The organism is Streptomyces sp. NPDC086549, from assembly GCF_044746205.1.
Lineage (GTDB): Bacteria > Actinomycetota > Actinomycetes > Streptomycetales > Streptomycetaceae > Streptomyces.
Genome location: NZ_JBIVBS010000006.1, coordinates 37,487 through 61,747 on the forward strand (window position 1 = coordinate 37,487; position 24,261 = coordinate 61,747).

Annotated in this window: 24 protein-coding genes; 11 read left to right on the forward strand and 13 right to left on the reverse strand. The window is 72.8% G+C overall.

What is annotated here, in order from left to right; translation table 11 throughout:
• Window positions 1-7: 7 nt before the first annotated feature.
• Genes ACIPSA_RS20395 through ACIPSA_RS20405 form a run of 3 tightly spaced genes read left to right on the forward strand, consistent with a single transcriptional unit; the run spans window position 8 to window position 2,270 of the window.
• Entirely contained in the window at window positions 8-766 is a 759-nt protein-coding gene (locus ACIPSA_RS20395; RefSeq protein ID WP_402636798.1) for a LamB/YcsF family protein, read from the forward strand.
• Window positions 763-1,395, forward strand: coding sequence for an allophanate hydrolase subunit 1 (locus ACIPSA_RS20400; protein WP_402636801.1), 633 nt, complete (start codon window positions 763-765; stop codon window positions 1,393-1,395). The genes ACIPSA_RS20395 and ACIPSA_RS20400 overlap by 4 nt, the downstream gene beginning before the upstream one ends.
• Entirely contained in the window at window positions 1,392-2,270 is an 879-nt protein-coding gene (locus ACIPSA_RS20405) for a biotin-dependent carboxyltransferase family protein (protein WP_402636804.1), read from the forward strand. Before ACIPSA_RS20400 ends, ACIPSA_RS20405 begins: the two co-directional genes overlap by 4 nt.
• Window positions 2,271-2,274: 4 nt before the next feature.
• Here the strand turns inward: ACIPSA_RS20405 and ACIPSA_RS20410 are convergent, their stop codons facing one another.
• The 5 genes from ACIPSA_RS20410 to ACIPSA_RS20430 all read right to left on the reverse strand — a co-directional run bounded on the left by ACIPSA_RS20410 (window position 2,275) and on the right by ACIPSA_RS20430 (window position 7,734).
• Window positions 2,275-3,123 carry an SGNH/GDSL hydrolase family protein gene (locus tag ACIPSA_RS20410; protein WP_402636806.1) on the reverse strand — a complete coding sequence of 283 codons (849 nt, stop codon included), beginning with the start codon at window positions 3,121-3,123 and terminating at the stop codon, window positions 2,275-2,277.
• Window positions 3,120-4,358 carry a glycosyltransferase gene (locus tag ACIPSA_RS20415; RefSeq protein WP_402636809.1) on the reverse strand — a complete coding sequence of 413 codons (1,239 nt, stop codon included), beginning with the start codon at window positions 4,356-4,358 and terminating at the stop codon, window positions 3,120-3,122. Before ACIPSA_RS20415 ends, ACIPSA_RS20410 begins: the two co-directional genes overlap by 4 nt.
• Window positions 4,355-5,482 (reverse strand): glycosyltransferase family 4 protein, encoded by a 1,128-nt coding sequence (locus tag ACIPSA_RS20420; RefSeq protein WP_402636812.1) that lies wholly within the window; start codon window positions 5,480-5,482, stop codon window positions 4,355-4,357. Before ACIPSA_RS20420 ends, ACIPSA_RS20415 begins: the two co-directional genes overlap by 4 nt.
• 139 nt (window positions 5,483-5,621) lie before the next feature.
• The gene (locus tag ACIPSA_RS20425; protein ID WP_402636815.1) at window positions 5,622-7,040 is read right to left on the reverse strand and encodes a HEAT repeat domain-containing protein; all 1,419 of its coding nucleotides are present in this window, start codon (window positions 7,038-7,040) and stop codon (window positions 5,622-5,624) included.
• Window positions 7,041-7,341: 301 nt separating this feature from the next.
• Window positions 7,342-7,734 (reverse strand): ankyrin repeat domain-containing protein, encoded by a 393-nt coding sequence (locus ACIPSA_RS20430; protein WP_402636818.1) that lies wholly within the window; start codon window positions 7,732-7,734, stop codon window positions 7,342-7,344.
• A gap of 339 nt (window positions 7,735-8,073) precedes the next feature.
• Between ACIPSA_RS20430 and ACIPSA_RS20435 the strand changes: the two genes are divergently transcribed.
• Together ACIPSA_RS20435 and ACIPSA_RS20440 are read left to right on the forward strand one after the other, a co-directional pair.
• Entirely contained in the window at window positions 8,074-8,268 is a 195-nt protein-coding gene (locus ACIPSA_RS20435) for a hypothetical protein (RefSeq protein WP_235455802.1), read from the forward strand.
• Window positions 8,269-8,308: 40 nt separating this feature from the next.
• On the forward strand, window positions 8,309-9,886 hold the full coding sequence (locus ACIPSA_RS20440) for a hypothetical protein (protein WP_402636821.1): 1,578 nt from the start codon (window positions 8,309-8,311) through the stop codon (window positions 9,884-9,886).
• Between the two features lie 149 nt (window positions 9,887-10,035).
• Here ACIPSA_RS20440 and ACIPSA_RS20445 read toward each other — a convergent pair whose 3' ends face one another.
• A complete protein-coding gene (locus ACIPSA_RS20445; RefSeq protein WP_402636824.1) occupies window positions 10,036-11,547 on the reverse strand; it encodes a PLP-dependent aminotransferase family protein in 1,512 nt (503 codons plus the stop codon).
• A 102-nt stretch (window positions 11,548-11,649) separates the two neighbouring features.
• Between ACIPSA_RS20445 and ACIPSA_RS20450 the strand changes: the two genes are divergently transcribed.
• The 4 genes from ACIPSA_RS20450 (at window position 11,650) to ACIPSA_RS20465 (ending at window position 15,135) form a co-directional block, all read left to right on the forward strand.
• Window positions 11,650-12,303 (forward strand): YitT family protein, encoded by a 654-nt coding sequence (locus tag ACIPSA_RS20450; protein ID WP_402636827.1) that lies wholly within the window; start codon window positions 11,650-11,652, stop codon window positions 12,301-12,303.
• Window positions 12,300-13,067 carry a glycerophosphodiester phosphodiesterase gene (locus ACIPSA_RS20455; RefSeq protein WP_402636830.1) on the forward strand — a complete coding sequence of 256 codons (768 nt, stop codon included), beginning with the start codon at window positions 12,300-12,302 and terminating at the stop codon, window positions 13,065-13,067. The genes ACIPSA_RS20450 and ACIPSA_RS20455 overlap by 4 nt, the downstream gene beginning before the upstream one ends.
• Before the next feature lie 62 nt (window positions 13,068-13,129).
• On the forward strand, window positions 13,130-14,494 hold the full coding sequence (locus ACIPSA_RS20460; protein ID WP_402636833.1) for an MFS transporter: 1,365 nt from the start codon (window positions 13,130-13,132) through the stop codon (window positions 14,492-14,494).
• 266 nt (window positions 14,495-14,760) lie between these two features.
• Complete coding sequence (locus tag ACIPSA_RS20465; protein WP_003977404.1) at window positions 14,761-15,135, forward strand: RNA polymerase-binding protein RbpA; 375 nt, start codon at window positions 14,761-14,763, stop codon at window positions 15,133-15,135.
• Between the two features lie 214 nt (window positions 15,136-15,349).
• Here ACIPSA_RS20465 and fxsA read toward each other — a convergent pair whose 3' ends face one another.
• The 4 genes from fxsA to ACIPSA_RS20485 form a co-directional block, all read right to left on the reverse strand.
• The gene (gene fxsA, locus ACIPSA_RS20470) at window positions 15,350-15,913 is read right to left on the reverse strand and encodes an FxsA family membrane protein (RefSeq protein ID WP_402636835.1); all 564 of its coding nucleotides are present in this window, start codon (window positions 15,911-15,913) and stop codon (window positions 15,350-15,352) included.
• Window positions 15,914-15,991: 78 nt separating this feature from the next.
• The gene (locus ACIPSA_RS20475; RefSeq protein ID WP_402636838.1) at window positions 15,992-16,786 is read right to left on the reverse strand and encodes a polyprenol monophosphomannose synthase; all 795 of its coding nucleotides are present in this window, start codon (window positions 16,784-16,786) and stop codon (window positions 15,992-15,994) included.
• A gap of 545 nt (window positions 16,787-17,331) precedes the next feature.
• Window positions 17,332-18,945 carry an amidohydrolase gene (locus tag ACIPSA_RS20480; protein ID WP_402636841.1) on the reverse strand — a complete coding sequence of 538 codons (1,614 nt, stop codon included), beginning with the start codon at window positions 18,943-18,945 and terminating at the stop codon, window positions 17,332-17,334.
• Between the two features lie 237 nt (window positions 18,946-19,182).
• Complete coding sequence (locus ACIPSA_RS20485; protein ID WP_402636844.1) at window positions 19,183-19,623, reverse strand: Lrp/AsnC family transcriptional regulator; 441 nt, start codon at window positions 19,621-19,623, stop codon at window positions 19,183-19,185.
• 268 nt (window positions 19,624-19,891) lie between these two features.
• Here ACIPSA_RS20485 and ACIPSA_RS20490 point away from each other — a divergent pair, with 268 nt between their 5' ends.
• Window positions 19,892-20,332, forward strand: a complete 441-nt coding sequence (locus ACIPSA_RS20490) for a hypothetical protein (RefSeq protein WP_402636847.1) — start codon at window positions 19,892-19,894, stop codon at window positions 20,330-20,332.
• A 28-nt stretch (window positions 20,333-20,360) separates the two neighbouring features.
• On the opposite strand, the gene ACIPSA_RS20495 is transcribed toward ACIPSA_RS20490, so the two are convergent.
• Both ACIPSA_RS20495 and ACIPSA_RS20500 read right to left on the reverse strand, forming a co-directional pair.
• Window positions 20,361-21,455 (reverse strand): phosphotransferase family protein, encoded by a 1,095-nt coding sequence (locus tag ACIPSA_RS20495; protein ID WP_402636850.1) that lies wholly within the window; start codon window positions 21,453-21,455, stop codon window positions 20,361-20,363.
• Window positions 21,456-21,466: 11 nt separating this feature from the next.
• A complete protein-coding gene (locus tag ACIPSA_RS20500; protein WP_402636853.1) occupies window positions 21,467-22,570 on the reverse strand; it encodes a hypothetical protein in 1,104 nt (367 codons plus the stop codon).
• Window positions 22,571-22,709: 139 nt separating this feature from the next.
• On the opposite strand from ACIPSA_RS20500, the gene ACIPSA_RS20505 reads away from it, so the two are divergent.
• Window positions 22,710-22,937, forward strand: coding sequence for a hypothetical protein (locus ACIPSA_RS20505; protein WP_402636856.1), 228 nt, complete (start codon window positions 22,710-22,712; stop codon window positions 22,935-22,937).
• 27 nt (window positions 22,938-22,964) lie between these two features.
• Here the strand turns inward: ACIPSA_RS20505 and ACIPSA_RS20510 are convergent, their stop codons facing one another.
• Window positions 22,965-24,137 carry an acyl-CoA dehydrogenase family protein gene (locus ACIPSA_RS20510; RefSeq protein WP_402636859.1) on the reverse strand — a complete coding sequence of 391 codons (1,173 nt, stop codon included), beginning with the start codon at window positions 24,135-24,137 and terminating at the stop codon, window positions 22,965-22,967.
• Window positions 24,138-24,261: the final 124 nt, after the last annotated feature.

Below are 24,261 nucleotides of genomic sequence, written 5' to 3' on the forward strand. Positions count from 1 at the left end.
AAGATCAATGACCTCGATCGATCTGAACGCCGACCTCGGCGAGGGCTTCGGCCGCTGGCGGCTGACCGACGACGAACAACTGCTGTCCGTCGTCACCAGCGCCAACGTGGCCTGCGGCTTCCATGCCGGGGACGCGGCCACCATGCGCCGGGTGTGCGAACTGGCGGCCGAGCGCGGCGTGACCATCGGCGCCCAGGTCTCCTACCGGGACCTGGCGGGGTTCGGGCGGCGCGCGATGGACGTGCCGCCCGCCGAACTGGCGGCCGAAGTGGCGTACCAGATCGGTGCCCTGGAGGTCTTCGCGCGTGCGGCGGGCGCGCGCGTGGCCTACATGAAGCCGCACGGCGCGCTCTACAACCGGGTCGTGCACGACGAGGAGCAGGCCCGGGCCGTGATCGACGGCGTGCTCCTCGCGGACGCCTCGCTCCCCGTGCTGGGGCTGCCCGGCTCGCGCCTGCTGGAACGGGCGGAGAAGGCGGGGCTGCCGGCCGTCACGGAGGCGTTCGCGGACCGCGCGTACACCGAGCGGGGCACGCTCGTGCCGCGCGGGCAGGACGGCGCGGTGGTCAGCGACCCCGAGGCGGTCGTGGAGCGCTCGGTGGACCTGGCGCGCTCGGGCGTGGTCACCGCGCACTCCGGGGCGCGCATCGACGTGCGCGCCCGCTCGCTCTGTCTGCACGGGGACACTCCGGGCGCGGTCGAGCTGGCCCGCCGGGTGCGCGAGCGGCTGGTGGAGGCGGGCGTGCGGGTGGAGGCCTTCGCATGAGGGCACTGCCCGTCGGCGACAGCGGGCTGCTCGTCGAGGTCGCCTCGGGCGAGGAGGCCCAGGCGTTGCACTCGGAGCTGCTGCGCCGTCGCGCGGAGGGCTCACTGGCCGTCCGCGAGATCGTCCCGGCGGCCCGTACGGTTCTCCTCGACGGCCTCGACGACCCGGTCCGTTGGGCATCCGAACTGACTGCCTCGGAGGTGCCGCCCGCTCGCCCCCGCGCGCGTGAGGTGATCAAACTTCCCGTGCGTTACGACGGCCCGGACCTCGCCGAGGTCGCCGCGCACTGGAACGTGCCCGAGCGGGAGGTGGCCCGCATCCACGCGGCCACCGAGTTCACTGTCGCCTTCTGCGGGTTCGCTCCCGGCTTCGGCTACCTCACCGGGCTCCCCGCCCGCTACGACGTGCCGCGCCGGGCCACTCCGCGCACGGCCGTCCCCGCCGGTGCGGTGGCGCTGGCGGGCCCGTACACGGGTGTGTACCCGCGCTCGTCGCCGGGCGGCTGGCAGCTGATCGGTACGACGGACGCGGTCCTGTGGGACCACGCGCGCGTGCCGGCCGCACTGCTGTCGCCGGGTGTGCGCGTCCGCTTCGTACCGGACGGCCTCGCTCCTGCGGACACCGCATGACCGACCGCGCGCTCGTCGTCGTACGGGCCGGAGCGCTGACCACTGTGCAGGACCGGGGACGGCCCGGGTACGCCCACCTCGGTGTGCCCCGCTCCGGTGCGCTCGACGCGCCCGCGGCGGCGCTCGTCAACCGGCTGGTGGCCAACCCGCCCGAGGCCGCCGTCCTGGAGACGACCCTCAACGGCTGCGCCGTGCGGCCCCGTTCGACGATCACCGTGGCGGTCGGGGGTGCCCCGTGCCCGGTCACGGTGGGCGGGCGTCCGGTCGCCTGGGGCGCCCCCGTCGTGGTTCCGGCCGGGGAGGTGCTGGACGTGGGGACGGCAGTCGCAGGAGTGCGCGCCTACGTGGCCGTCTCCGGCGGCATCACCGTCGAGCGGGTTCTCGGCAGCCGTTCCACGGACCTGTTGTCCGGACTCGGCCCGGCGCCGCTCGCGGACGGGGCCGCGCTGCCGCTGGGCACCCCGGCAGGTCTGGCAGGTCGACACACGTGCGTGGACGTCGCCCCGCAGCCGCGACCGCCGGCCGAACTGGTCCTGCGCGTGACACTGGGCCCGCGCGACGGCTGGTTCACGCCCCGGGCCGTGCGCGACCTCACCGCGCGCACCTACCGGGTGTCGTCGGCGAGCAACCGCATCGGGCTGCGCACGGAAGGGCCCGCGCTGGAGCGGGCCTTTCCCGGCGAACTGCCCAGCGAGGGCATGGTGCTCGGCGCGGTCCAGGTGCCACCGGACGGCCGCCCCGTCGTCTTCCTGGCCGACCACCCGACCACCGGGGGCTACCCGGTGATCGCCGTGGTCCGCACGACCGACCTCCCCGCGGCCGCGCAGGCGGTACCGGGCACCCCGGTCCGCTTCGTCCCCGTGCGCCGCCGGTGAGCCGTCAGGCCGCGTCCGGCCGGTCCGCGACCGACAGGGCGGCCAGCGCGGCCGACACCGCGGCGGACGTCCGCAGGTCGAGGCGGGCGCTGGTGCCCCGCGCGCGGTGCCGCATCTCGTCGAGGGCCAGCCTCAGCAGCTGCGGGAGCAGGTCCCGGCACCGCCTGAGCACCCATGCGGTCCCCGCCGTGGCCAGCCACCACAGGCTCGCCGACTTGGTGGGCGCCGGGAAATCCGGCTCGGGCGAGGGCACGGCCCCCTTCGCGGCGCCCGCGCCGGCGAGCAGCGTGTGGAAGCGCACGGCCAGTTGCCGGTGGCCGCGCTCGCCGGGATGCAGCCGGTCCGCGCTCCACATGGCGCGATCGGTGAGCCAGACGCCCTCCGCGGCGTGCAGGTGGACGGCGTCGTACCGTTCGGAGAGCGCGTGCACCACCGTGTTGACCGCTCGCTGCCGCCGGGCCAGCGGGCGGGCCAGCGCGCCCGGGAGTCCCAGCATCGCGCCGGGGTCGGGCAGGCAGGCCGTGAGGAGCACCGCCCCCTGTGCGGTGAAGGCCGCGTAGACCGTGTCGAGCCGGGCGGCCACCGCGTGGATGTCGAAGGTGCAGCGCAGGGTGTCGTTGACGCCGATCACGACGGACACGACGTCGGGGCGCAGCTCCAGACCCGCCGGGGTCTGGCGCTCCAGGACGTCCCGCGTCTGTGCCCCGCTGGCGGCGAGGTTGGTGAAGTCGACCGGTTCCTCGGCGAGGCCGGGGGCCAGCAGCGCGGCCCAGCCGCGCCACCCGTCGCCGGCGGGGTCGCCCACGCCCTCGGTGAGCGAGTCCCCGAGGGCCACGAAGCGGACAGGTCTCATACGACGCCCCCCGGGACGACGCGACGGGACGCTGCCGACGTGTCGTCCGCGGCACGACGAGGCAGCGCCGTCGCCTCGTCCGCGGCACACCGGGACAGGACCGTCGCATCGTGCGCCGCGAGAAACGCCTCCACCGCCGTGCCCCACCCGAAGCACTCGGCACGCGCGCGTGCGGACTCCCGCCGCTCGGGCTCGGCCCGCTCCAGGATCATGTCGATGGCATCCGCGAAGGCCTCCCCGTGGTCGGCGGCCGTGGCACCGGCGGACCCGATCACCTCCGGCAGCGCGGACGAGGCGCTCACGACCACGGGCGTCCCGCATGCCATGGCCTCCAGCGCGGCGAGCCCGAACGTCTCGGCGGGGCCGGGCGCCAGACACACGTCGGCGGAGGCCTGCAGCGCACCCAGCGCGCCGCGGTCGGACACGTGCCCGAGGAAGGTCACCGGCAGCCCGCGCTCGCCTGCCCGCTGTTCCAGCCGCACCCGCAGCGGTCCGTCGCCGGCCACCACGAGCACCGCCCGCCGCCCGCGCCGCAGCAGCGCGGCCAGGGCGTCGAACGCGGTGCCGGGCCGCTTCTCCACGGACAGCCGGGAACACATCACCAGCAGCGTCTCGTCCGGGCCTGCGTGCCGTGCGCGCAGCCCGGCGTCCCGCAGGGCGGGGTGCCGCTCCATCAGATCGACGCCCAGCGGAGCCCGTACGACGTTCCGCGCGCCGATCCGGACGAACTCCCGTTCGGCGAACTCCGTGGTGCACACGACCCGCGAGTACGTGTGGGCCGTACGGATGTTGAGGGCGTCGGCGGTACGGCGGGACAGGTTCTCCGACAGGCCCCAGGTACGCAGCACGCCGTCGGCGGTCTCGTGGGACACCATCACGGCGGGGACCCGGGCTCGCCGGGCCCATCTGCCGGTCCACCGCAGCGTCGTACGGTCGGACACCTCCAGGCGGTCCGGGGCCAGCTCCTCCAGGAGGGCGGCCACGCGCCGCTTGTCGGTGAGGACGCGATAGCCGCCGGTGCCCGGCAGCAGCGGGCCGGGCAGGCTGATGACCCGGCCCTGCTCGGTGTCCCGGTCGGTGTACCGGTCGCCCGGCACGATCAGCACCGGCTCGTGGCCGGCGGCGCGGAAGCCCTTGCCCAGCTCGCGCAGCGCGGTGCGCAGGCCGCCCGAGGCGGGAGCGACGAAGTTGGCGAGCCGCACGATGCGGAGGGATTCGGTGCTTTCGGTGCTCATGCCGCCACCACCGCCCGGCGGCGGGCGAGGACGTCTTCGTAGTGGGCGATCAGCTGGTCGCCGACCGCGGCCCAGGTGCGCCCCTCGACCGTCGTCCGTGCCGCGGCGCCGAAGGCCGCCCGTAGTTTGGGATCGGCGGCCATGGCCCGCACCGCGTCCCGTACCGCGTCGCCGTCGCGCGGCGGCACCAGGTATCCGGTACGGCCGTGGTCGACCAGGTCGAGCGGGCCGCCGACGGCGGGCGCGATCACCGGCACTCCGCTGGCCATGGCCTCCTGGACGGTCTGGCAGAAGGTCTCGAAGGGACCGGTGTGCGCGAAGACATCCAGCGAGGCGAAGATCCGGGCGAGTTCGTCACCGGTGCGGCGGCCCAGGAAGACCGCGCCCGGCAGGGCCTCCGCCAGGTGGGGCCGACTGGGCCCGTCGCCCACCACCACGACCCGCACGCCCTCCAGGCCGCAGGCACCGGCCAGGAGTTCGACCTGCTTCTCGGGGGCGAGCCGGCCCACGTAGCCGACGATCAGCTCGCCGTTCGGGGCGAGTTCGCGGCGCAGCGCCTCGTCGCGGTGGTCGGGGCGGAACCGGACGGTGTCCACGCCTCGCGCCCACAGCTTCACCCGGGGCACGCCGTGCGCCTCCAGGTCCTGCAGGGCGGCGCTGGAGGGGGCGAGGGTGAGGTCGGCGGCGGAGTGGACGGAGCGTATGCGCCGCCAGGCCGCCGCCTCGCCGGCGCCCATGTAGGTGCGGGCGTAACCGGCGAGGTCGGTCTGGTAGACGGCCACGGCGGGGATGCCGAGCCGGGCGGCGGCCGCCATGCCGCGGACGCCGAGGACGAAGGGGCTGGCCAGGTGGACCATGTCGGCGCGGTGTTCGGTGAGGGCCGCGGCGAGGCGTCGGCTGGGGAGGGCGACGCGAACCTGGGGGTAGCCCGGGAGCGGGAGGGAGGGGACATGGACGACAGGGCACGGCGCGGATGCGTCGGGCCTGACACCGGGAGCGGGAGCCGGAGCGACGACAAGGGGAGCGTGACCGCGATCGACGAGGTGCCGGGCGGTCTGGAGCGCGCAGTGGGCCACGCCGTTCACATCGGGGGGAAAGGATTCGGTCACGATGACGACACGCATAGGGGTGTTCTCGCCGTGCCGGACGTGGCCGCGTCAACTTGGATCTTTCCGAACGGGGAACGTCCCATGAGCGTTGTGCTGCACACCCGAGCAGGTCAGACCGCGTCCATGCCCTCCTGACCCGCGAGTCACCCCGAGTTCACGCGGTGGGCCCGTCAGGTGCGATCCGGCTGCGTACGGCTGTCTGGACCTCGGCCTCCTCGGCAGGATCGGCGGCGAGCCGGCGTAGCTGCTCGACGACCCTGGCATCACCGGTCTCGGCGTGCCGGGCGGCGATTTCGCGGGTGGTCTCCTCGCAGTCCCACAGGCATTCGACGGCGAAGCCGGCGGGGAAGGAGGGGTCGGTCGCGGCCAGGGCGCGGGCGGCGCGACCGCGCAGATGGGACGACGCCGTTTCGCGGTAAATGTGACGCAGGACGGGTGCGGCGCAGACGATGCCGAGGCGTCCGGCGCCGTCGACAAGAGTCCACAGGGTCGGCGCGTCGGGGCCCTCGCCCCGTACGGCCTCCCGAAGGGCGCCGAGGACGAGGTCGCTGTCCTGGGCTCCCCCGCGGCAGGCGAGCATGCGTCCGGCAGCGGCGCCGAGGGCGTCGGGCCGGTGGGCCCAGCCGCGGGCGCGGTCGACGGCGGCGATGGTGCGCATCCGCTCGAAGGCGTCGACGGCGGCTTCCACCACGAGCGTCGTGCCGTCGGTCACCGCGGCCTCGATCAGGTCGAGGGCGTCGGGATCGTGGCTGTCGGCGAGGTACCGCAGGGCGGTGCACCGGGCTCCCTCGGTGCCGTCCTTGGCGGCCCGGACGATCTCCGGCCGGTCCTCGGGGCCCGCGACGGCGACGAGGCAGCGGGCGGCCGGGACGTGCAGGGCCGCGCCGCGCTCGATGCCCTGCTGGGCCCATTCGAAGACCGCCTGCACGCTCCACCCCGGCCGGGGCCCGCTTGGTCGCATCTGCCGCTGCCAGCGGTCGAAGCAGCCCGCCTCCTGGGCGGCACGCACGCGCGTGGCGACGGATTCGCGCGGATCCTCGGCCCACAGCCGCCACGGCCGGGGCTCGAAGGCGTCGCGCACGGCCGCGGCCAGCTCGGCCTCGCCCTCGGCGTCGGTGGAGAAGCGGGCCAGGACGGGGGCGGCGAGGGCGCGCAGGCCCGCGTCGTCGTCCCGGAGGGCGAGTTCGTCGAGGGCCCAGGCCCAGTTGGAACCGAGGGCGGCGTACCTGCGCAACAGTTCGAGGGCGTCCCGCCTGCCGTAGGAGGCGAGGTGCCCGAGGACGGCGAGCGCGAGGCCAGTGCGGGACTCGTCGGAGTCGAGCATGTCCTCGGCGTCGAAGAGGTGCGCCTCGATGGCGTCCAGCTCACCGTTGAGGTCGAGGTAGAGCCGGGCGTAGTAGAGGGAGCGGTTCTCCACCTGCCAGTCGTGGCGGGGGTCGCTCAGCACACAGTGGTTCAGTGCCGCGAGCGCCTCGGCGCGCGGGGCGGTGAGCGCGTGCAGCGTGCCGTCACCGCGGCCCCGCTGGAGCAGGCCGAGCAGCGTACCGCTGGGCGCTATGACCGGATCGAACATGGGAAACAGCCTCACATCAAGCGTCGACGCAACCGGGGAACACGCACTACCTGGCCGCGTGACACAACGTCGGGGCGCCCGCCGTCTTCTGCTTGCTGCTGACCATTTCTCTCTGCCTCTCGTCAGTGGCCCATGCGGACCGCATCACGGCCCGCGCGGTGCGGCAACACCTGCCCAGCCATCACGTCCGTGAATCACGACGTCATGATGACTCGCGGGTTTCTCCTGCCGCGACCGTATTTCCGGCGGCCCTTTACCGCCTCCCCCGTTTTCCGTGTCGTTCCTGGTCAGGACGTTCGGATCAGTGTGCGCCGAACAATTCCAGCAGTTCCTTCTTACCGAACATCCGCGCGGTGTCGATGGCCGACGGAGTACCCGTCGTGGGGTCCGCGTCGGCTTCGAGAAGAACTTCGATCACTTCCTGCTCACCCTTGAACACCGCCCCGGCGAGCGGAGTTTGGCCTCGGTCGTTCACCCGGTCCGCCTCGGCTCCCCGGGCGAGCAGCGCGCGCACCGCGTCGGCGTGGCCGTGGTACGCGGCGAGCATCACCAGGGAGTCACCGCGGTCGTTGGTGAGGTTGGCCGGAACGCCCGCATCGACGTACGCCACGAGCGCCTCGGTCTGCCCCCTGCGGGCCAGATCGAAGATCTTGGTCGCCAGCTCCACGACCTCGGGGCCGGGGGCTTCAGTCATCGGCCGGACCACCTCTCCTGCGGACTTCGGGGGCTTCTGAGGAACTGACAGAGCGTACGGCAGCGAGCGGTTGCAGCCGTACGGGTGAATCGCCAGCCTACTGGCTTCCGCGGCACATGACCCGATGTGCCCGAGGTAAAGATCACCGCAGCGGCCGCCGGACGCAAGAGTCCCGCCCTCCGCACGCCCGGAGTCCTGCCCAAACGGGCCCGAACCCCTGGGCCGACCGAGGGAAAATGGGCGAAATCCACTCGGTTGCACCTTTTGTCGTATGGATACATGCTGTGATCCTGGAAGAACTCATGGTGACTGTCCCCCCTCGACACCAGGAGACCGCAAATGATTCTCTCCATGTCAGGCGTCGTCCTGCTCGGCATCATCGTCTTCCTCTTCTTCCGGAAGGACGGCCTCAAGGCATCGCACGCCTGCGTCTCATCTCTCTTCGGCTTCTACCTCGCCAGCACGGCCATCGCCCCGAGCATCAAGGCGGGCGGCGAGAGCCTGGCGAGCCTGCTCGGCGGCATCAAGTTCTGAAGCCGCCCCACTCGCCCGTACGCACCAACAGGAGACATCAGTGGCCCGGCGCCCCCTCCCCCGCATCCTGAGCAACGGCAGCGCACAGATCGCCCGGAGCCGGGAGCTGGCCCGGACGGCGGCCGACAGCGCCACCGACGTACTCCACCCGCTGATCACCGTCACCCGCGGACTGCGCCGGCTGGCCTCGGCCGGGCGGCGCAAGTGGGCGGAGACACCCAAGGACAAACGGGGGCCGCTGCTGTTCCTGGTGGCCTCGGTCTTCCTGGTCGTGGCGTTGGTGCCGTACGGACCTCTGCTCGCCGTCATCGCGCTGATGGCGGCGGCAGCCTGGCAGGGCCGGGACCGCGCCGAGCCGGAGCCCGAGGGACCCGACGAGTCCCAGGCGGAGCGGCTGCAGTCGCTCTACGAGGCGCTGGTGCCCTACTTCTGCGCCCCCGAGGACCCGGCACCTCTGTACATCCACGGCGGGGAGTGGGAGAAGGCCTTCCCCGCCAGCGAGTTCGACGACGCCGGACGGGTGTCCCACCTCGTGATCCGCTACCCGGCGTACTTCCCGGACGGCGAGCCCCAGGAACGCACGCGGATCGAGCATCTGCTCGCCGCGAAGGCCGGACGCGGCCGCGAGTACCACTTCGCCTGGGAGGAGGAGGCCAACCAGCTCACGGTCACCGTCCTCGCTTCCCTGCCCACCGACATCGCCGCCCAGCACTTCGTCACCGCGCCGGGCGAGACCGTCCTCGGCTTCACCGATCCCACCGAGGTCCAGCGCACGCTTCCCCTCGCCTACGGCGAGGAACAGCGCGACGTCCCGCCGGTCGTCTGGCGCACCGGCATCCGCTCCACCGAGCCGCACCTGCTGGTCATGGGCCAGCCCGGCAGCGGCACCTCGACGCTCCTGCGCTGCGTCGCCCTCCAGGCGCTCCAGTACGGCGACGTGCTGATCGTGGAGGGCGGCGGCACCGGCGAGTACGCGTGCCTGAGCGGCCGGGACGGGGTCCTGGCGGTCGAGTGCGGGCTGACCGGGGCACTGGCCAGCCTGGAGTGGGCCGCGCACGAGACCGAGCGTCGGCTCATCGCGGCCGGCCGGGCCCGGCAGGCGGGGCATCTGCCGCCGGACGACACCAAGCGGCCCCTGTGGATCGTCCTGGACCGTCCGAGCGTCTTCGCCCACCTCGCCGCCTCGGACGGGGGCAAGGATCCGCAGGCCCTGCTGCAGGTGCCGCTGCGGCACGGCCGTGCGGCCAATGTGACGGTGGTCGTGGCCGAACAGTTCGACGGCGCGGACGTGCTCAGCGACGCCGTACGGCAGCACACGCGGGCGCGGGTCGTGCTCGGGCCTGCGGCGCCTGCGCTGGTGGAGGCTGTGCTGGGCGTGCCGCCCCACACGACGCCGCTCGCCCATGTCCCGCCGGGGCGCGGGTACGCCCGCCTGGGCAGTGGGCCCGTCCTCCGGCTCCAGGTGCCGTCCACCCCGGACCCGTACGACGACGCGGCGAGCGACGCCGACCGGCAGGCGGTGCTGGCGATGCTGCCGCCGCGGCGGACGCCGGTCGATTCTGCGCCGGTCGATTCTGCGCCGGTGGCTGCGGATGCCGTGGGGGCGGAGAGTTCCTGAGCGGAGCAGGGAGCGGTGCCCGGAGTCGGTGCCGGGGGGTGAGGCGCGCAGCCCGGCGTTGACGGGGTGCCGCTGCGCCCACCCGTGCCGCCCCAGCGGCACGACTGCCCGCAGTTACGGCGGCACGGCGGCTACGGCGGCTACGGCGGCTACGCCACGAACGTTCGTGGGGCCTCGGATCCTCCGACCGGGGCTCCCGTCTCCACCAGCCGGGCCGCCGCGGCCAGACGCGTCGCCGCCTCCTCCGCCACCGCTCCTCCCACGGTGAACGGCAGCCGCACGTACCCCTCGAAGGCCCCGTCGACGCCGAAGCGGGGGCCGGACGGGACACGGACCCCGACCCGCTCCCCGGCCTCCGCGAGGCGCGAGCCCGACAGACCCCCCGCCCGCACCCACAGGGTGAGGCCGCCCTGCGGCACCTCGAACTCCCATTCGGGCAGTTCCCGCCGTACCGCCGTCACCAGGGCGTCCCGGTTCTCGCGGGCCTGGCCTCGCCGCAGGTCCACCGCCTGCTCCCAGCCACCCGTGCTGAACAGCCAGTTCACGGCCAGCTGCTCCAGAACAGGGGTGCCCAGGTCGGCGTAGGCGCGCGCGGCGACCAGACTGCGGATCACGTCCGGGGCCGCGCGCACCCAGCCGATGCGCATCCCCGCCCAGAAGGCCTTGCTGGCCGAGCCGACCGTGATCACGGTCGATCCCGCCGGGTCGAAGCCACACACCGGGCGGGGCATCGCGGCGCCGTCGAGGTCCTCGTCCAGCCACAGCTCGCTCATCGTCTCGTCGGCGACGAGCACGGTGCCCGCCGAGCGGGCCGCGTCCACCAGGCGGCGCCGCTGGTCCTCGTCCGCCAGCGCCCCGGTCGGATTGTGGAAGTCGGCGACGACGTACGCGATCCGTGGCGCGGCCTCGCGCAGCACCTGCCGCCAGCGGTCCATGTCCCAGCCGGACAGCCCCTCCGCCATCGCGACCGGCACCAGGCGGGCACCCGCCTCCCTCATCAGCTGGAGGATGTTGGCGTAGGAAGGGGACTCGACGGCGATGCGCTCGCCACGGCCCGCGAAGAGGTGGCAGATCGCGTCCATGGCGCCCATCGCACCGGTCGTCACCATGATCTGCTCGGGCATGGTCGGGATCCCGCGCGCGGTGTAGCGCTCGGCGATCATCGCGCGCAGGGCAGGCAGTCCGGCCGGGTAGTCGCCGTGGGTGTGGGCGTACGGCGGCAGCTCCTCCAGGGCGCCCTGCACGGCCCGGGTGAGCCATGGCTCGGGGGCGGGCAGCGCGGCACAGCCGAGGTCGATCACCGAGCCCAGCGCCTCGGGCGGCAGCGGTTCGAGGCCACGAGCGGGCAGCGGGTTCCCGGCCGGCACGGCCGTCCAGCTGCCCGCGCCGCGCCGGGATTCCAGGAAGCCCTCGGTGCGCAGTGCCTCGTAGGAGGCCGCGACCGTGGTGCGGCTCACGGAGAGGGCGAGCGCCAGTTCCCGTTCGGCGGGCAGGCGGGCGGCCACCGGCACCCGGCCCTCCAGCACGAGCAGCCGAATACCGTCGGCGAGCGCGCGGTACGCGGGCGGGCGGCGTGTGCCGGGGCCCGCAGGGCGCTCCTGCTGGGACTTGAGCAGCCGGCCGAGCTGCGCGGCACCCACCGCCGAGGTCCACTGCACCATAAAGATCAGTCCACCTTCCCCGAATTGGCCATGGATGCCGTTCCTTCGCAAGCCACAGGGTGTCATGCGTCAGGCCACTACCACCACACAGGGGGGCACGTCTTGTCCACGCAGGGCCGTCTCGGGCGACGGTTGATCCAGCTGTACGTGGGACTCGCGCTGTACGGCGTGAGTTCCGCCTTTCTCGTCGAGGCGGGCCTGGGCCTGGAGCCCTGGAACGTGCTGCACCAAGGGCTCGCCGAGCTCACGGGGCTGACCATCGGCGTCGTGTCGATCGTCGTCGGCGCTGCGGTGCTGCTCCTGTGGATCCCGCTGCGCCAGCGCCCGGGGCTCGGCACGGTCTCCAACGTCTTCGTCGTCGGCATCGCCATGGACGGCACGCTCGCCGTCGTCCCCGAGGTGCACTCTCTGGCCGTACGGATCCCCCTGCTGATCGCGGGCATCGTGCTCAACGGCGCGGCGACCGGCCTCTACATCTCGGCCGCGTTCGGTCCGGGCCCGCGCGACGGTCTGATGACGGGGCTGCACCGCCGTACGGGCCGCTCGATCCGTCTGATGCGGACCGGCCTGGAGGCGGCAGTCGTGGTCACCGGCTTCGCCCTCGGCGGGACCATCGGCGTCGGCACCCTGCTGTACGCGCTGTCCATCGGCCCACTGGCCCAGCTGTTCCTGCGGGTGTTCGCCGTCCCGTCGTCATCCGGCGGCAGCACAGTCGTTGCCACCGGCGCACCCGAACGGGTGATACTGCGTCCGTGACCACGCTCATTCGCCACCCGTACCTCGACCATCCGGGCCCCATCCCCTTCGCCCACCGGGGCGGAGCCGCCGACGGCCTGGAGAACACCGTGGCGCAGTTCCGGCGCGCGGTCGGACTCGGCTACCGGTACATCGAGACCGATGTGCACGCCACCGCCGACGGGAAGCTCGTCGCCTTCCACGACGACACCCTGGACCGGGTCACCGACGGCGCGGGCCGGATCGCCGACCTCCCGTGGGAGGACATACGGCACGCGCGCGTGGGGGGCAGCGAGCCGGTACCCCTCTTCGAGGAGTTGCTGGAGACGTTTCCGGACGTGCGCTGGAACGTGGACGCCAAGGCGGAGCCGGCCCTGCGGCCCCTGCTGGAGCTGATCGAGCGCACGAACGCCTGGGACCGGGTGTGCGTGGGCTCCTTCTCCGAGGCGCGCGTGCTGCGCGCCCAGCGGCTGGCCGGGCCGCGCCTGGCCACGTCGTTCGGCGTCCGCGGTGTGCTCAGCCTGCGGCTGCGCTCCTGGGGGCTGCCCGCCGCGGTGCGCCGGTCGGCGGTCGCCGCGCAGGTGCCCGAGTCGCAGTCGGGCGTCCCGGTGGTCGACCACCGCTTCGTACGCGCGGCCCACGCGCTCGGGCTGCAGGTCCACGTGTGGACGATCAACGAACCGGAGCGGATGCACCGGCTGCTGGATCTGGGCGTCGATGGCATCATGACCGATCACATCGACACGTTGCGCAAGGTCATGGAGGACCGAGGCGTCTGGGCCTGAGCGCCCCGGGGCCCGGCCCGAGCCTTCCGCACGGCACCACTGCGGGGAAGGCGAGGGCACGGGTGAGCACCGAGACCGTGCGGACGGGGGCCGCCGACGAGGCGGCCGAGCGGCGGCGCGAGCAGCGCGGCTGGTACTTCTACGACTGGGCGTGCTCCGTCTATTCGACGAGCGTGCTGACCGTGTTCCTCGGCCCCTACCTCACGTCGGTCGCCGAGTCGGCGGCGGACGCGGACGGCTTCGTGCATCCGCTGGGGATCCCGGTGCGGGCGGGCTCCTTCTTCGCCTACACCGTGTCCCTGTCGGTGATCCTGGCGGTCGTGGTGATGCCCCTGGTGGGCAGCGCGGCGGACCGCAGCGGCCGCAAGAAGCCGCTGCTCGCGGCGGCCGCGTACACCGGCGCCGCGGCGACGACCGGCATGTTCTTCCTCGACGGCGACCGGTATCTGCTGGGCGGGGCGCTGCTGATCGTCGCGAACGCGGCGCAGTCCGTGGGGATGATGCTCTACAACTCCTACCTGCCGCAGATCGCCCCGCCCGAGGAGCGCGACGCGATCTCCTCGCGGGGGTGGGCCTTCGGCTACGCGGCCGGCTCGCTGGTCCTGGTCGCGAACCTCGTCCTGTACTCGGCGCACGACGCCTTCGGCCTGTCCGAGACGGCGGCGGTCCGCGTCTGTCTGGCCTCGGCCGGGCTGTGGTGGGGGGCCTTCACGCTCATACCGCTGCGGCGGCTCCGCGACCGCCGGTCGACGGCGGCGGGGCCGGGGTCGGAGCCGGGGGCCACCGCTCCCGGTCTGCGACAGCTCGTGGCGACCGTCCGCGACATGCGCCGGCACCCGCTGACACTCGCCTTCCTGCTGGCGTACCTCATCTACAACGACGGCATCCAGACGGTGATCTCGCAGGCATCGGTCTACGGCTCCGAGGAGCTGGGGCTCGGGCAGTCGACGCTGATCGGGGCCGTGCTCCTGGTGCAGGTGCTGGCGGTGGCGGGAGCACTGGCGATGGGACGGCTGGCCCGGACGCACGGCGCCAAGCGCACGATCCTCGGTTCGCTGGTCGCCTGGACGGTCACCCTGGGTGCCGGGTACTTCCTGCCCGCCGGAGCACCGATGTGGTTCTTCGTGCTGGCCTCCGGGATCGGGCTGGTGCTGGGCGGGAGCCAGGCGCTGTCCCGGTCACTGTTCTCGCATCTCGTCCCGCCGGGAAAGGAAGCCGAGTACTTCTCGGCGTACGAGATGAGCGACCGGGGCATGAGTTGGCTGGGCCCGCTTCTGTTCGGGATCACCTACCAGATGACCGGCAGCTACCGCTCCGCGATCATCTCGCTGGTGGCCTTCTTCGTCATCGGGTTCGCGCTGCTCGCGCGGGTTCCGGTGCGGCGGGCGATCGAGGCCGCGGGCAACCCGGTTCCGGAAAAGATCTAGCAGTGATTTAGCGCTCAACGCGAAAGGGCGGTAGTGTACGCGTTTGGCCTGCCAGGCGTACCGTTACTGCGCGTCAAAGGTGCCGAAACGCTGGGTGACATCTGCTAGCAGATGTGACAAACCGGGCGCCGGTGGGTACAACAAGGGGCGGCTACGACGGCGACGCATGACCCAGAACGGGAATCTTTACCGCCGACCGGACGTTGACCGGATGACGACGACAGCGACACCTGTCCTGTGGGCGACAAGCCCGGGAGGCACGATTCATGAGTGAGCGAGCTCTTCGCGGTACGCGCCTCGTGGTGACCAGCTACGAGACGGACCGCGGCATCGACCTGGCCCCGCGCCAGGCCGTGGAGTACGCATGCGAGAAGGGGCACCGCTTCGAGATGCCCTTCTCGGTCGAGGCGGAAATCCCGCCGGAGTGGGAGTGCAAGGTTTGCGGTGCCCAGGCACTCCTCGTGGACGGCGACGGCCCTGAGGAGAAGAAGGCCAAGCCCGCGCGTACACATTGGGACATGCTGATGGAGCGGCGGACCCGCGAGGAACTCGAAGAGGTCCTCGAGGAGCGCCTGGCCGTTCTGCGATCCGGGGCGATGAACATTGCGGTTCACCCCCGGGACAGCCGCAAGTCTGCGTAGTCCCTGCGGGGCTGGGCCGCAATTACAGCGCGCGTAAGTAACCGCGGGCGCCGTACGTGAAGTCGACGTACGGCGCCCGCGGTTTCGTGTTCCGCTGCCTCTGCGTGGTGGGTGACCGGCCCTGGGGGCTGCGCCCCCGGACCCCCCTTCGGCCTGAACGGCCTCGTCCTCAAGCGCCGGACGGGCTGAGATCGCCGACCCGGGCCGGAGGGGCTCAGCTGGTCAGCGGGGGGCGCTGTTCCCATGCGGCGTCGCCCGGCTCGTCCTTGTCGTTCCTGATGACCTCGCCCTGGACGACCTTGCCGTCGGGGCGGTGGATACGGACCTGCTGGAAGGCGTCGCCCAGACTTCCGGGGGCGGCTTCGCGGAGCTTGCGGTCGACGGTGCGCTCCGCGGAGCGGCTCAGGGCCTTCTGGACCGGGGGGATCAGGAGCAGCAGACCCACCGCGTCGGAGATCAGGCCGGGGATCATCAGCAGCAGGCCGCCGAGCATCATGAACCCGTTGCCGCCGCCGCGCTCCGGGGAGCCCCCGCGCTGGAGCGCCTCGTTGAGGCTCCGGAAGGCGCGTCGGCCGGCCCGCTTGATCACCACGGAACCGGCGACGAAGCCCGCGAGCAGGAGCAGGAACACCGTGAGGCCGCCCGCCGCGCCCGCGACCAGTGTCAGCAGCCAGATCTCCAGCACCAGCCACGCGGCCACGCCCAAGGGCAGGAACCTGCGCAGCCGGGAACGCCGGGCCCGGGTGGGGTGCGAAGAGGTCGGAGCGCCAGTCGTCATGCTCCCAGTGTGCCTGGGCCCGGCTCAGTGCGGGATAAGGGGACGATCACCGGGGCCTGTGAGGCCCACGGGAGCCGGCTATGCCTGCTTGCCCTTGCCGGTGATCCGGCCGACCCGCTCCCCCACGCCCCACGCCGTGACCCGCCACAGCGCCTCCACGAGGATGTCGCGGCTCATCTTGGAGTCGCCCAGCTCCCGCTCGACGAAGGTGATGGGCACCTCGACGACGTGGAAGCCGGCCTTGACCGCGCGGCGCGCCAGGTCGACCTGGAAGCAGTAGCCCTGGGAGGCCACCTCTTCGAGGCCGAGGCCCTCAAGGGTCTCGCGACGGAAGGCGCGGTAGCCGCCGGTGATGTCGCGCAGCGGCAGGTCGAGGGCGAGGCGGGAGTAGAGGCTGCCGCCGCGGGAGATGAACTCGCGGCTCCTGGGCCAGTTCACGACCCGGCCGCCGGGCACCCAGCGCGAGCCGAGCACCAGGTCGGCGCCCTTGAGGGCGGTGAGCAGGCGCGGCAGCTCCTCGGGCTGGTGGGAGCCGTCGGCATCCATCTCGATCAGCACGCCGTAGCCGTTGTCCAGACCCCAGCGGAAGCCCGCGAGGTAGGCGGCGCCGAGGCCTTCCTTGCCCTTGCGGTGCAGCACCTGGATCTGGTCGTCCTCGGCCGCCAGCTCGTCGGCGAGCTTGCCGGTGCCGTCGGGGCTGTTGTCGTCCGCCACGAGAACGTGCGCCTCGGGAACGGCCTTCCGCACCCGGCCGACGATGGTCTTGATGTTCTCCGCCTCGTTGTAGGTCGGGATGATCACCAAGGCCGTACCGAGCGGGCCGAACTGCCTCCCCTGGGCCTGGGCCGCGAGGGTCCCGTCGCCGTCGTTCACTGCTGCCCCTTCATGTCGTACGCAGGGGACCACCATAGTGGCCACGGCCTGCGCCGAAGCCACAGCTCATTCGTATGGTGGTGTCGATTCCACAAGAGTGGGGTAAGAACGTGGTTTTGGGTGACTTTTCGGCGACTGTGTGCTCTGCGGATGGGGGCCCGGCACCCTTCGGGCCGACCTGGGACCCGCTGGCTGCGGGTCGACCGAAAGCCGTTGTCTACTGAGCGTCCGGGCCCCACCCGGGTCACACCTCCCCGACCGGCCGGAACGTCCCCTCGTCGGCGCGGGCGCTGAGCCTGGCTCCCAGTGACGATGCCCCGGTGCGGCACACCGTCCCTGACCCAGCGGCGCTGCGACGAGTGCGCGGAGGCTCTCCGGTCGGGCGTCCGGTGGTGGACTCGGCAGAACCTACCGGCCCGCTGCGGCTGGCTGTCAACAGTCGCCTGACCTGCGAAGACACCCCCAAATGCCTGGTCAGTGCGGAGGATGCGCAGGTCGCGCGACGGGGCGGCGGCGGGCGATCACGACCCCGCCACCCCGTTAGATCACTCGCCCGGCCGTACGAACACCGTCCGGCCGCCGACCACCGTGCGCAGGCAGACCGGGAGGTCGTTGCCCGGGGTCAGATCGGGCAGGCCAGGGGTGCCCGAACGGGGATCGGTCGACCAGCGTGCGACGCGGTCGTCCGGGGCCTGGACGACCAGCGCCTCGGTACGCCACACGGCGTAGTCGGCGGGCGCTCCGGGCACCAGGACGCCCGCGTCGTCCCGGCCGACGGCCCGCCAGCCGCCGCGCGTGTGCGCGGTGAAGGCGGCGCGTACGGAGACACGGTGCTCGGGGGTCCGGTGGAAGGCGGCGGCGCGGACCGTGCCCCATGGGTCGAGGGGCGTCACCGGGCTGTCGGAGCCGAAGGCGAGCGGGACGCCCGCGCGCAGCAGGGCCGCGAACGGGTTCAGGGTGCGAGCCCGCTCCGCGCCCAGACGCTGGGCGTACATGCCGTCCTCGCCGCCCCACAGCGCGTCGAAGGCGGGCTGGACGGAGGCGGTCAGGCCCAGCTCGGCGAAGGCGGCGACGGTCTCGGGGGTGAGCATCTCGGCGTGCTCGACTCGGTGGCGGGCGGCGCGGACACGGGCCAGGCCGACCTTCTCCGAGGCGGTGCGCACGCCCTCGACCACGGCGGTCACGGCGGCGTCGCCGATCGCGTGGAAGCCCGCCTGGAGGCCGGCCTCGGTGCAGGCCAGGACGTGCGCGGCGACGGCGTCCGCGTCGAGGTAGGCGGTGCCGGTGTGACCGGCGTCGGCGTAGGGCTGGTGCAGGCAGGCGGTGTGCGAGCCGAGGGCGCCGTCGACGAACAGGTCTCCGGCGGCGCCGAGCGCGCCGAGTTCCCGTGCCCTGGCGACGCCCTCGTCGGACTGCTCGGCCCAGTAGCCGACCACCCGGGGGCCGGGCACTTCCGCGGCGAGCCGCAGCAGGTCCGCGAAGTCGTCCTCGGAGGAGATCTGGGGGCCGCCGCACTCGTGGACGGACCCGATGCCGAGGGAGGCGGCGTGCGCGAGGGCGACCCGCTGGGCCTCGGCGCGCTGGGCGGGCGTGATGGCGTCGAGCGCGGCGGCGCGTACGGCGTGGTGGTCGTCGCGGGTGAGCGGGGCGTCCTCGCGGACGGCGGCGCCCGGGACCAGGTCCAGCAGGGCCGTCGTGACGACCGCCGAGTGGACGTCGATGCGAGAGAGGTAGAGCGGGCGCCCGCCGGTGGCCTCGTCGAGTTCGGCGCGTGTCGGGGGGCGGCCGCCGGGCCAGCGGGAGGCGTCCCAGCCGTGGCCGAGCAGGACGCGGTCGTCCGGGCGGGCGGCGGCGAAGTCCCGTACGAGGGCCAGAGCCGCCTCCAGGGAAGGCGCGTCGGACAGGTCGAGGCCGGTCAGGGCGAGGCCGGTGGACGTGGTGTGCACATGGGCGTCGGTGAAGGCCGGGGTGACGAGGGCACCGTCCAGGTCGACGACCTGGTCGACACCGTCCGCGAAGGCGTCCGCGGCCCCCTCGGAGCCGACCCACGCCACCTGGCCGCGCTCCACCACCATCGCGGTGGCGAAGGGGTCGGCGGGGCTGTGGACCTCCCCGCGGCGCAGCAGGACGGTCTTCGGGTCGGTGGGGCGCTCACTCATGCCGGACAGTCTCTCGCGTGAGGCGGCACACATCGCACTCGGGGCAGATCCGTGGCGCGTGGCGCCGGTGCGACTCGCGAGCGGGCGACCTGCCTGGCTCCGACCCCTCTACCGCCCGTGGCGCGTGCCGGGGCGTGAACTTGCGGGACCTGGCGTGACTACGGCACCTCGCCGGCGGCCACCGGCCCCGCCCCCTCCGCCCTGTCGTCTCGGATCCGTCGTCTCGGATCCGTCGTCTCAGATCTTCGGCGGTCGTGCCTCGTACGGCGTCGACAGGACCACCGTCGTCCGCGTCGACACGCCCGCGAGCGTCCGCACGCGGGCCAGCAGCTCCTCCAGTTCGTGCGGCGTGGCCACGCGGACCTTGAGGATGTAGTTCTCGTCGCCCGCGACGCTGTGGCAGGCCTCGATCTCGGGGACGTCGGCGAGGCGGTCCGCTATGTCGTCGGGGGCGCTCGGATCGAACGGTTTCACCGAGATGAACGCGGTCATGGGCAGCCCCACCGCCTCGGGGTCGACGACCGCGGCGTAGCCGCGGATGACGCCACGCTGCTCCAGTCGGCGCACCCGCTGGTGCACGGCCGAGGTGGACAGGCCCGTGGCCTTGCCCAGGTCTGTGTAGCTCATCCGCCCGTCCTTGACGAGCAGCTGCACGATTTGACGGTCCAGCTCCTCCATGACGCAAGAACCTACAGTGCGCCTGATCTCCTCGGATACCCGAGCAGCGCAGGTCACACCCGGTTCGTGATGTCCCGGAGAGCCGTCTGTGAACTGCCTGAGGGACAAACCCGCCGCACCGGGCACCTGCAACCGGCATGTGACGAACGCCACAGCGCTCGAACGCGCTCCGTGATGCACTCGTGATTACCGCCCAGACGGGACGGGAAGTGCTTGCTGTGGTCGAGGCCGCAGCGCCTTCACGGCCCAGCCCGAGGGGGAGAATCCCATGCAGAGTCTTAAGCGCCCTGGTCGTACCACGTCCAAGCGGCAGCAGCCGGTCGTCGCGCCCGAGCCGGAGGGCGTCGAACCCGACGCCTTCGAGGCCGAGGAAACCGACGACTACGACACCTTCGAGATGTACCGGGTGATCTGCCCGGACTGCGCGCAGCCCATCGCCCTGCTGGCGGACGAGGACGTCCTGCCGGAGCACGCGCTGTGCGCCTCGCCGTGGAACCCGTTCGGACTCACGGTGTGTGCCGGCACGGGCCGCGCGGCGACCGAGGCCCGCCCCGCGGACGAGTCCTTCGAGCCGCAGGAGCAGGGCACCGCCCTCCTGCTGACGCTTCCCCAGGGCCTGAACTGGCGGACGCAGCCCTTCTCGCACGTCGGCGGCCCGGGCTCGCGCCCGATGCGCGTACCGGCGATGCGCCGGCAGGCCGCCGCCTGAGCCGATCGGCTCCGCCCACCGGCCTCGCTCAGTCCCAGTAGCTGCCCTGCACCATGGCGCGCAGACTGCCGTGGTGCAGGATCAGTGTGTCCGGGTCCGGCGGGACGGCGACCTCACGGAAGTACGCCTGGCGGTAGGCGACGCGCAGCATGACGATCGCGTGCCGCAGGGCGGCGTACAGCGTGTAGAAGTCCATGTCCCGCGGGGTGTGGCCGGTGAGCCGCGCGTACCGTGCCTCCACTCGGTCGCGGCGCAGGAAGCCGGGCAGTCCGCGCTGGCCGGAGGCGGCCGTGAGGTCGTGGAAGAAACGGTGCAGATAGACGGTCCAGCCGAGGTCCACCTCGCGCGGGGCCAGTGCCGCCATCTCCCAGTCGAGGACGGCGACGGGGTCGAAGCCGTCGTACACGACGTTCCCGATGCGTGCGTCGCCCCAGTTGAGCACCGGTTCGCCGACCTCTCGCGGCCACAGTTCCGTCAGCCGGTCGAACGCGGCCTCGATGAGCGGTGAGCGGGCCAGTCCGTCAACAACCCATGCGTAGTAGGCATGTTGGGCCTCGACATGGTTGCGGAGTGCGTCGCCCTCTCCCGGGAGAGCGAGGAACTGGGCTTCCGCGACCGGGACTTGGTCGTGCAGCCGGGCCAGGAGGGCGACCGAGGCCGCCTCCAGGCGCTCGCGCTGCGCGTCGGTCGCCGTGTGCAGCCAACTGCCCTCGTACGTATAGGGCATGACGTCGGGCGGGACACGTCCTGCGACCCGCTCCATGACGAAGAACGGCGCGCCGAGCGGTCCGGGATCCTCCTCCAGCCAGAGCACCTTCGGCACGGGGAGGTCCGAGCGGTCCGCCACCAGGCGCATCGTGCGGTACTGGCGGACCATGTCGTACTCCGGGAACACCGTGTACGCGGCCGGGTCCGCCGCTAGCCGCAACGCGCAGGCACGCAAGGGTGGTTCGGGGTGCTCGATGTCGAAGAGCAGGGTCTCGCTGGACATGCCGTTGGAGGCCGGGACGGTGACCCCGACAGCCTTGGCGCCGGGCAGCCGGGTGCCGAGCCAGGAGGTGAGGCGGCGGGTGAGTTCCTCGGGGTCGCGGGTGGTGGTACGGGGTCGGGGTGCCGTGGCCATCTCCGCCTCCCTCAGGGCGCGACCGAGTCGACGCCGGTGAAGCCGCTCGGGTCGTGCCGCCCGAACGAGCCGTGTTCGAAGATGCCGTACCCGAGTCGGCCGTCGAGCCGGAAGCGGGCCGCGTGGTCGGTGACCCCGAAGGCCGCGCGGGGGTGGGCCGAGGGGTCCGAGAGGTCATAGGTACGGCGGTCGGTCCAGCCGCGTCCGCGCCAGATGCCGTGCTGCCAGTCGTCGGCGGGCGGGTAGCCGGCGCCGATGGCGAGCGGGGACGAGGTCAGGATCTCCGCCTCCAGCTCCAGGGGTTTGCGTGGGTCACCGAGGTGGATGAGGGCGCGTTCCGGGTGGCGGCTGCCCGAGCGGTAGGTGATCTCCGCCTGGGGCCAGCCGAGTTGGCGGTCGCGCCGGCCCGGGACCACGAGTGTCGCGTCGTTCAGTGTGCGGTAGCCGTCGGCGTCCTCCTGGACGATGACCATCAGGAAGCGGTCCTCGAAGCGGACAGGGCACCAGATCCAGTGGAAGCCCTCGGCCGGGTGGTCCTCGGCGAGCCGTCCGCCCTCCTCGCCCGGTATGGGCCGCACGCCCCAGCTGCGGTCGCGGGTGCCGGTCCACTCCGTGGCAGTGACACGGAACTCCTCGTCCTCCGTGCGGATCACCCCCTCCACCCGGCCCGCCTGGACGAAGCGGCGCCCCTCCAGGGTGAGCCGGCCGCCCCGGCGCTGGACGTGGTGGGGTTCCCACAGGGCCGGGAAGCCGGCGGTCCAGACGATGTCGTACGAGAGGGAGTCCTCGCAGGTCAGGCGCAGTCGCCGCAGGGGCTCCTCGACCTCGATGCGCAGCGGGCCGACGGTGAGCCGCATCCGGTCGTCGCCGAGCGCGTCGGAGGCCCGTACGGCGTGCAGGGTGTCGCCGGTCCGCAGGGTCGCGTAGGCGTCGATCACGCCGGCGTTCGGGTAGACGCCGAGCCCGAGGATCAGCAGGGCGCGTCCCTCGTGGTCGAGGACGTGGAAGATGCAGCGGTCGTAGGCGTTCCGGTCCCCGGTCGCCACGTGCTTCATGGACAGCGGGACCTGGTGCACGGGGTATTCGTCGAGCGGTACTGGACGGTCGTCAACCACCGGCAGACCCCCTTGAGGAAGTGCCGCTGACGGTACGTCAGACAGCCCGGGGTGGCCAGAGGTGCGGCCGGACGTCGGTGAACTCACGCGCGATTCGGCGCGCCGGTGACCTGTACGACCGCCCCGGCGTTGCCCAGGCATGAGCCCCACGTACACGGTGACCGGGCGTCAGCGCCGGCTCTTCGTGCCCCCGCCCGCAGGATCGGTTCCGCCGCCCCAGCCGCAGGATCCGCCGATCTACCGCGATCTGATGCGTGTCTGGGCCGACGGGGGCCGCACCCTGCCGGGCCGCCACGATCCGGAGTGGATCAGGCTGGCGGCCCCCACGATCCTGCAGGGGTATTTCAGCGAGCTCTCGGACCGCTGAACCCCTGTCCGGCGCGGCCGGACCGGTTCAGCGGGCCTCGGGACCCGCCACGTGACGGGCGATGACCATCCGCTGGATCTGGTTGGTGCCCTCGACGATCTGCAGGACCTTGGCCTCGCGCATGTAGCGCTCGACAGGGAAGTCGGCGGTGTAGCCGTACCCGCCGAGTATCTGCACGGCGTCCGTCGTCACCTTCATCGCGGTGTCCGTGCAGTGCAGCTTGGCCATGGCCGCCTGCTTGGCGAACGGGCGGCCCGCGTCCCGCAGCCGCGCCGCCGCCAGGTAGAGCGCCCGGCCGGCCTCGATCTGGGTGGCCATGTCGGCGATCATGAAGCGCAGGCCCTGGAAGTCGGAGATCGGGTGCCCGAACTGGCGCCGCTCGGTGGCGTAGGCGACCGCCTCGTCCAGCGCGGCCTGGGCCAGTCCGATCGCGCAGGCCGCGATGCCGAGCCGCCCTGAGTCGAGCGCGGACAGGGCGATGGCGAAGCCCTGCCCCTCCTCGCCGATGCGCCGTTCGTCACAGACGCGCACGCCGTCGAAGTGGACCTGCGCGGTGGGCGAGCCCTTCATGCCCATCTTCTTCTCCGGCATCGCGCCGCTCAGCCCTTCGGCGTCGCCGGGCACCAGGAACGCGGTGATCCCGCGGGAGCCCTCCTCGCCGGTGCGCGCCATGACGGTGTAGAAGTCGGCGATCCCGCCATGGGTGATCCAGGCCTTGGTGCCGCTGATCACCCACTCGTCGCCGTCACGCACCGCCTTGGTCCGCAGTGAGGCGGCGTCCGAGCCGGAGGCCGGCTCGGAGAGGCAGTACGCGCCGAGCAGTCCGCCGCCGAGCATCGCGGGCAGGTGCTCGACCTGCTGCTCCTTGGATCCGTAGGCGGCCAGCGCGTAGGAGGACAGGGTGTGCACGCTGACACCGAGGCCGACGGTGAGGCGGGCAGCGGCGAGCTCCTCGAGGACCTGGAGGTAGACCTCGTACGGCTGGTCGCCGCCACCGTACTCGGAGTCGTACGGCAGGCCGAGCAGTCCGGAGTCCGAGAGCAGGGTGAAGACCTCGCGCGGGAAGCGTCCGGCGTCCTCCTCCTCGGCCGCCCTCGGGGCGATCTCACGCTGCGCGATGTCGCGGACGAGTGAGATCAGGTCCCTGGCCTCGTCTGTGGGCAGCTGACGCTCCACCGGTTGCGGGGCGCGGTCGGACATGGCGACGGTCTCCTCCCTGTCGGGCGCATAGGCGGACGTGCGCCTTGGGTGAGGCGGCGCCGCCTGATCTTTCGTGGGCCCGGCCGTTGCGCGCGCTCCCGGGTCTCGGAAGCTGCTGACCAGC